This is a genomic window from Paraburkholderia sp. GAS448, from assembly GCF_050435685.1.
Lineage (GTDB): Bacteria > Pseudomonadota > Gammaproteobacteria > Burkholderiales > Burkholderiaceae > Paraburkholderia.
The window spans coordinates 1-3,269 of sequence record NZ_JBNDKT010000113.1; the positions used below are offsets into that span (position 1 = coordinate 1).

General features: G+C 58.3%; 2 protein-coding genes. One reads left to right on the plus strand and one right to left on the minus strand.

The features are described from left to right. Window positions 1-92: 92 nt before the first annotated feature. Entirely contained in the window at window positions 93-1,616 is a 1,524-nt protein-coding gene (locus tag P3T23_RS47310) for an IS1182 family transposase (protein WP_429322895.1), read from the minus strand. A 491-nt stretch (window positions 1,617-2,107) separates the two neighbouring features. Between P3T23_RS47310 and P3T23_RS47315 the strand changes: the two genes are divergently transcribed. Then, window positions 2,108-2,776 carry a hypothetical protein gene (locus tag P3T23_RS47315; protein ID WP_429322896.1) on the plus strand — a complete coding sequence of 223 codons (669 nt, stop codon included), beginning with the start codon at window positions 2,108-2,110 and terminating at the stop codon, window positions 2,774-2,776. The last annotated feature ends 493 nt before the right edge of the window (window positions 2,777-3,269 follow it).

A 3,269-nucleotide genomic window follows, 5' to 3' on the forward strand; every position in this document is an offset into this window, starting at 1 on the left:
CCTCATCGACATTCGACTTCTTCAGCATGTTCAACTCCATTTCCAGACACACGTTTTACCCCAAATTCGTGTCCAGAAAAATCGGAGGCGGTTCATACAAATAAAGCCCTTTGCAGGGCCACTGCTCGCGACAGGTTGTGCGCCATGACATGAAGCGCAAATTCGCGTCTGACCGCTGCAAGCCCACGGCGCCGAAACCGGTTCAATCCCTGTTGACCGCGCAGGCTACTGAATATCGGCTCAACGATTGCCTTGCGCTGGCTGAAGATGCGTCTGGCCTGCGGATGCTGCATCACCAGGCGAAGCGCCTCGCGTTGTTCATCCTCCGGATAGCGCTTGATGCGCCGCCCCTGCGCAGCCTTTGTACATTTCGCGCGCAGATGGCAATCGCCACAGGTGCTGGCTCTGTACACTCGATGCTCCCGCGTATTCAGGGTCTTTCTGGTCTTTGCCTCCAGGAGAAGAATCTGCCCGGCAGGACAACGATACGAGTCGGTTTGCTCATCGTAGTCAAAGGCGCTCTTGTGGAACAAACCGTCGTCCCTGGGCTTGGCAGGCCATTGGCCGTCCGGGCACAGCAAGCTTACATCGCGGGCAAGCGTCGCTTCGATCACCTCGTCGTCGAAATATCCTGCATCGAGCAGCACTTCTTCAGCCTGTGCGCCCGTGATCCGTGCACTTTGATCGAGCATTGATGCGATGACGCGCGTTTCGCTCGATGCATCCAGTGCAAGCGCCGTGATAATCCGGTTTTCGTTGACCAGAACGGACGGCTTGTACGAGGCCCCATATCCTTGTCCACGCTTGAGCCGCTGCACCATCGCTTCGGGCTCCGTGCCGCTGATGCGCAGACTCTCCGTGCCTTTGCCACTGTGTTGCCGCGCAGCAAGCCGCGCATCGAAGATCGTCTGGCATTGGCTGCTGCGCTGTTGCGCCTGCTGTGCAGCGCGATCATCTGGTGCGCGCTCTAGCGCTGCCATCGTTGTTTGCGTGCGCGCTCGCACGGCTTCTTCCTTCAGCAGGTTGTAGCGTGAGCAGGCTGCTTCAATCACAGTGCCATCACCTGCCAGTCGCGTACTGCTCGAACCGCTGACCTTCAGGATTGTGCGTGTGAGGGCTTCGAAAAACTCCTGTGTAAGCGAGTCTTCGTGCAGGACAATGAAGCGACCGATATTGGCATGATCGGGCGTAATGCCACCCGTGATCCACATACACCCCAGATCCAGACGGGCGAGTCGCTCCAGCTCGCGCAAGGAATGTACGCCTTGCATGACGCCATACAGAATCAGTCCCAGCATCTGGCGAGGCGAATAAGGTGCACGGCCGGTGCCCGCATAGCGCCTCTCGAACGCTTGCCAGTCCTGCTGATCAAGGAGACCAGCCACAACGAAGGGTGTGTTCTGGCCGGACTGCTTCAGCCAGTCCTCAAGGCGCGTCGCGCCCAGGACGATCTCATGCGCGTTGCCTGTAATAAACCGACGTCCCGTATCTGATGCGCACGACCGTGACCGGACATTCTGGATCGGCGCTGCCTCAAACAGGTCATGCTGCTTGTTATCCAGCGGGAGAGTTTTACATGCCGTACTCATCGTTCTTCTCTTCGGCCAGCGGGTCACAAAATTTTACCAGGTTGGGGCTTTCGCGACAGCCTCTGAAGGAAGAGGCTTTCCGCGCATCCTGGTAATCAGCCCACCACGCCTCCCTTTGGGGGGCGCTGGTGGGCTTTTCTCTTATTTAGTAGACATCGATCGACGAGACTCGCTGCCCGATTCAACTTCCATGTTCAAACGTCGATGATGTCTCGCGCGATGAACTCCTCTCGCGTGCCCACCACAAGTTGCGCCAGGTTGAGCATGCACCCAGGCAAGGTACATCCTGCGTTCAAGTTCGACGTCCTGCTGTCGATAACCATTGCAGAGGAACTTTACTTCGATCCTTCTCGGCTGGGTGGCCGCGGCGCCGCCGGCCGCCAGCGCGATCGGACACGCGCGGCGGAGGGCCGGCTGCTGGCGGAGCGAATCCATCGACTGACTGCGGAGCTCGAGCGCCGCGACCAACTTCGCCGCGCAGTTAAACCACCCTATAGAAGATTGAGAGGAAAGACCGAATGAATTTGGTTGAAGTCACGCAGGACGGCGCAGGGATTCTCGACAACGCGAATCCTGTAGCTGACGGGTTTTTCACTGGCGGCGTCGAGACTTGCTGCGTCTATATCTTCTATGGGGCGCAGCGGTATGCGATCGTGCACGATACGGGGCAGCTCTCGCTTCCAACCATTGTCGCGATCGCTCGGCAGTGCGGCACGATCCAAGAAGCCTTCTGTGCCATCAATCCTCTGCGGGTGTCGGGGGAAGCAGACGATCTGCATGAGGACCGCCGAGGGCGCTTGAAGAATCTGCTGAAGCTGAAGCGCGGAATGTCTAAGCTCGTGATTCCGGACGGTAACCTTGGTTGTTTGAGCAACAGGACGACCTTGGTGACTAACCAGCAAATCATGGCCCACGATCCTGGCTTTACCCGAGCGCCCGGCGCAGATGTCCGAAAGCAGATCAACATCTTGAACAACCTGTTCTCGAAGAAGAACTCGCAGAGCCTACCCGTCGATTTTCAATTCGATGTCGACCACTATACGAATCATCCGCCGCTTCTGCAGACAGACGAGGAGATGCAGGCCGTCGCCGAAGGCAAGCTCCGTCAAGGAGACACCGACTATCTGGTGATGCTCAAGGCGGCGCGAGAGATTTTCACTTCCGCTCCGGCAGTCGAGCAGGCCTAGCCGAGAACGCTATCGCTAAGGTACTGGAATGCCTTCGCGGGCTACCGTCCGATGTAATCCCATGCGACCTTTCCGCGGTGCGCGACGAAACAGCGACCGTCGCGGAGCACATCGCACGACTGACTTCCGATCAGGACGCATACGAAGGTCGAAAGGAGCCTCGGAACTATGGGCGGTCGGCAACCATTTCCGTCGGCCTAATCGGCGACCCGGCGGTGTACCGCGAGGTTCGCTAACGAAGGGAACAGGACCGCAGGCTGTTGGCGAGCCCGCGCCCTCAAAAACAAGCACGGCCAATCGAAACCAACGATACGGGGTAGTGGATGTCCAGAATTCTGAGCGTCGCCAACAAGCTGCTGTCCATTCGCGGCGCCGTCGACATAACCGATGGTGACGGGTGTCACGGATCGGCGTAATGAGGCCATTCCGGGATCGGCGTAATCGAGCCACCAGATGATCGCCGTAATCGAGCCAGTGCAGGATCGGCATATTG

Coding starts and splice junctions, on each gene's coding strand:
- P3T23_RS47315 (WP_429322896.1), top strand. CDS start 2,108: ATGAATTTGGTTGAAGTCACGCAGGACGGCGCAGGGATTCTCGACAAC.